Origin of the sequence: Flavobacterium sp. (genome assembly GCF_029242675.1) — a bacterium.
GTDB lineage: Bacteria > Bacteroidota > Bacteroidia > Flavobacteriales > Flavobacteriaceae > Flavobacterium.
In genome coordinates this window covers 1-3,864 of the sequence record NZ_JAQWTM010000417.1, presented here as the reverse complement: position 1 = coordinate 3,864, position 3,864 = coordinate 1, and the positions used below count along the sequence as shown (strand labels likewise).

The 3,864-nt window shown below is 34.1% G+C and carries 5 protein-coding genes; all 5 read right to left on the bottom strand.

Annotated features, from left to right (window positions below; translation table 11 throughout):
* Positions 1-1,198 (bottom strand): HsdR family type I site-specific deoxyribonuclease (locus P8M54_RS15250; RefSeq protein WP_300288883.1); only part of this gene is annotated, 1,198 nt, incomplete at its 3' end.
* Positions 1,199-1,385: 187 nt separating this feature from the next.
* Positions 1,386-2,135: a DUF3800 domain-containing protein gene (locus P8M54_RS15245; RefSeq protein WP_300288881.1), complete on the bottom strand. Its 750-nt coding sequence runs from the start codon at positions 2,133-2,135 to the stop codon at positions 1,386-1,388.
* A 10-nt stretch (positions 2,136-2,145) separates the two neighbouring features.
* A complete protein-coding gene (locus tag P8M54_RS15240) occupies positions 2,146-3,321 on the bottom strand; it encodes a restriction endonuclease subunit S (protein WP_300288880.1) in 1,176 nt (391 codons plus the stop codon).
* Between the two features lie 2 nt (positions 3,322-3,323).
* On the bottom strand, positions 3,324-3,476 hold the full coding sequence (locus P8M54_RS15235; protein WP_300288879.1) for a hypothetical protein: 153 nt from the start codon (positions 3,474-3,476) through the stop codon (positions 3,324-3,326).
* Positions 3,477-3,478: 2 nt separating this feature from the next.
* On the bottom strand, positions 3,479-3,864 hold a 386-nt coding region (locus P8M54_RS15230; RefSeq protein ID WP_300288878.1), incomplete at its 5' end, for an N-6 DNA methylase.

The window sequence follows — 3,864 nt, the reverse complement described above, 5'->3', positions numbered from 1 at the left end:
CAAAAATGGGTGTTCCTGTAAAACCAATCAACTGACTTTTATCAAAAAATTTGGTAATCCTTTCATGGGTTTCTCCAAATTGCGAACGGTGGCATTCGTCAAAAATGAAAACTATTTTCTTATGGCGTAGCGGTTCTATTTGGTGTTTAAAGCGATCTGAAACGGCATTATTTAATTTCTGAATCGTCGTTAAAACCAACTTGGTATTATCAGTCAGTTGTTTTACTAATGACTGTGTATTATCGGTTACATCAACGCTGTCTTTTTTGAAAGCGTTGAATTCGTTCATAGTCTGGAAATCCAAATCCTTTCTATCGACCACAAAAACGACTTTGTACACATCGGGCAAATCCATCAAAATTTGACTGGCTTTGAACGAGGTTAGTGTCTTACCTGATCCCGTGGTATGCCATATGTAAGCGTTGTCACTAGTATGCCTGACTTGCTTGATTATCGCCTCAGTCGCATAATATTGGTACGGACGCAACACCATCATGATTTTGTGTGTTTCGTTGATTACAATATAATTTGCAATCATTTTGCCCAGTTGCTGAGTGTTTAAAAACGCTTTCGCAAAAGGCATTAATTCGGTGATGTTTTTATTATTGGCATCTGCCCAAAAGAAGGTTTGCTTAACCGATTGCAGTTCGTTATTAGCCAAATATTTAGTATTTACGCCATTGCTAATTACAAACAACTGCACGTACTGAAACAGCCCGCTATTGCTCCAAAACGAATGCAATTGGTAGCGATTGATTTGGTTAAAGGCTTCTTTTATCTCTGTACCCGAACGTTTCAACTCTATTTGTACCAAAGGCAAACCGTTGACCAAAAGCGTGACATCATAACGGTTTTTGTAACTTCCTTCTAATGAAATTTGATTGGTAACCTGGTATACATTGGCTCCCGTATTTTCGCTATTAAAAAAGCGAACATAAAACGAAGTACCATCTTCCTTGGTCAATTGAAAACGGTCACGCAAGGTTTTTGCTTTTTCGAAAACACTGCCTTTGGCAAGATGATTCAAAATAGCATCAAACTCCTTGGCTGTAAAAGTAGTTTGGTTGAAAAGCTCCAACTGACTTTTAAGATTAGAAACTAAAGCGTCTCCATCTTGAATTTTTACAGATGCGTAGCCTAAACCCTGTAATTGCTGGATCAGGTTGTTTTCTAATTGTAACTCGGATTGGTGACTCATTTATTTACAAGTTGTTATGTTTTATATCTTACTATCATGAAATTGTTAATGTTATGTTCATTGTTATTGCATTTATAGAAAAAAGTAATACATTTGCAACACAATTACAATACAATCGATTCAAAAATAAAAGGATTGGGGTGTCCCCGGTCGAGCAGAAGCCAAACAATTTGTTTGGCTTTTGTTTTTAAGGAAATATCTTAAGCCCATATCTTCTGCCATTTTTCATGTATATTTTTTTCTCTAAAACTTCGAATGCTGGATTGGCTCTTTTGGGTTCAATAACATAGCGCGCTATTGGATATGCTATTAAATCTGCCAATTGTAAACCATTTATATTTTCCTTTTTATCTTTAAAAGTTATTTTTAAAGCGACTTCAACCAATCGTTCTGCGCTAACATAAGCTGTGCCTCTCGCGATTAATCGTTGAAAATGTTCTTCTAACTTTTTATCTTCTTTTTTACCTCTTTTTTCAATAATTATTTCTAAATGCTTGTGAACCTCTTTTATCTCATCAAGACAAAATATAGCTCTTTCTATGATGAATGACAAAGCCAATTCATACACATCATTAGATAATTTACCATAGGTCTTAATGGACTTCTTTTTATTGATCGCTGATGCTAAAATTCTGTATTTTGAATTTTCAATTACAGCATTAATTTTGTTGTAAAAGTTACGCTTTAGTTCGAGATCAAATAAAATTTGAAATTCTTTTTCGCATTTTCTTATATCTCTAGAATGTAAAATAACTTCTTTATTCTGCCAAAACTCTTTTTTAATCGCATTAATCGCCTCTTTTGTAAGTGTATAATTGTCGGCACTACAAATTAAACCGCATAATAAAAAAACAGGAAATGAAGCATCCAAGGTTACTAAACCATGATCGCCACTTTCATCGATAAATAAATAATATTTTTTTATTGGGTCATTCATACTTTTCTTTTTACACAAATAGTTGTTGCAACAACCCTTTTTTCCAAATCGTGGTTTGGTCTATTTGTTCTTGGCAATGATTGATTTTGACATCAATCGCCGATAGAAAATTTGCGATTTTCGTTTGTTCATCATTACAAGGAAATTTAAACTTAATTGTCTTTAACTGATTATAAGATAAAACAGTTTGAGAGGTACCAACACTAAATTTTCCAATATGATTTTGAAAATGATTTGTCAATTCAATAAAAAAATTATTAGCACTATTTTTCATCCTGAAAACTGGATAATATGTACTAATTAAACCTGTAATACCAAGTTTATTTTCATTAAAAGAAAATTTTCTATTGTCACTTCTTGATCTGTATGTCAAATAACCATCTGGAATTATATTAAAGCCTATATTTTCCCTATTAGTTAGTCTATTTTCCCCAAAGTAATCAGATTGTTTCATTAATCCTTTATTAGAAGAGGTCAATACTTCAAACTGATCATCTACAACTGAATTTTCTTTAAATTCCTCTAGATAAATTTGTAATTTATTCTCCTCCCAATCCGCATAATCATTGCCATTATCATCCTTAAACCTCAATTCTTGAGCGAAAATTTGCTGCATTACGCCTTTTTTGTATTGCTCCAAAAGGATTTTTTTTTGGTTTAGGGCGGTTAATTTTTCGTCGACTGCGGTGAGGAAATTGGCGATTTTGGTTTGCTCGGGAAGGGATGGGCAACTAAATTTTGTTGATTTTAGAATATTATTGTACAATCTTTGAATTGTTCCCCCTTCTGTATTATATTTTACTATTTGATAAACATAAAACAAAAATTCGTTCGAAATAGTTTGATAGTCATTACTAATCCAAACAATATTTGAATCTTGATAATAAGCATCTTCACCGTTATATACAACAGTTCTTCCAATTGTTCCAGCTGCTGAAATCAATATATCTCCTTTTGATGGAAAAGAATATTTTTTTCTAAAATCTAAATATTTTTCTCTTGTTATAAATGCATCTGCTAATTTCCCAAACGAACCAATTTTATAAAAAGGTATATCTCCTTCTATTGAAGTATCGTCATTAAAAATTCTTTTACACATTTTAACGTCACCTACATCCCCCAACTTCTTCTCTTCCCATTCCCGCGTAAACTCAGGAAAACGTACTTGTGGTATCAATTTTCTCATGATTAGCAGTGTTTTGCGTTAAGGATAGTAGCGGCATCCTTTTTAGAGATGGGCTCGACGGTAGTCGTGCCCATCTCTAAAAAGATATAGCGGATAGCCTGACCCGCCTTTTTCTGGCGGGTAACGCCCAAATCATTACTTTGCTGATTTTTCATAATTAAAATGGGGTTTGGATTCCTAATTCGGCACAAAAATCGGCTATGGTTTTGTCGGTGGTGCCTATTTGTTGGTCTAGCGTTTTAATTTCGTTGGCGATGGCGTTGATGTCTATGCGGGCTTCGGCCTCGAAGGTGTCTACGTAGCGCGGGATATTTAAATTATAATCGTTTTCGGCAATCATCGCCAAATTGGCGCTATGCGAATATTTATCCTCGGGCTTGCGGTTTTTATAAGTCGTGATTATTTTAGTAATGTGTTCGTCGAGCAATACATTTTGGGTTTTTCCCTTGTTAAAATGTTGGCTGGCGTCTATAAATAAAACATCATTAGGGTTTTGGCGTGTTTTTTTGAGTACCAAAATACAAGTCGGAATCGAGGTTCCGT